This window comes from Massilia sp. CT11-108 (assembly GCF_047302915.1).
Taxonomy (GTDB): domain Bacteria; phylum Pseudomonadota; class Gammaproteobacteria; order Burkholderiales; family Burkholderiaceae_D; genus Telluria; species Telluria orientalis.
Map to the genome: position 1 here is coordinate 1 of NZ_JBKYMO010001675.1, position 246 is coordinate 246.

The 246-nt window shown below is 49.6% G+C and carries 1 protein-coding gene; it reads right to left on the reverse strand.

The features are described from left to right. Nucleotides 1–55: 55 nt before the first annotated feature. On the reverse strand, nt 56–246 hold a 191-nt coding region (locus ACEN88_RS35995), incomplete at its 5' end, for a hypothetical protein (RefSeq protein ID WP_413347168.1).

A 246-nucleotide genomic window follows, 5' to 3' on the forward strand; every position in this document is an offset into this window, starting at 1 on the left:
CCCTCTCACGATTCTGGCAATGCGTCCTCATTCGCCGACCGTTTCTTAACCCAAGTCACTCGTTCCCACGGTTCTTTTGCACGATGCGTTCTTCGATGCTGTTAGCCGTTCCGGCCCTTTTATTCTTTAATGTCAATGCGTTGCGCGTCAGCACCTCAAGTGTTTGCGGCAAACAGTCTTGGAACACGCTTACTTGCAAGAATTCGTCTTGGGGAAACTGTTGCTCTAAGAATGGACGTTGTGGTT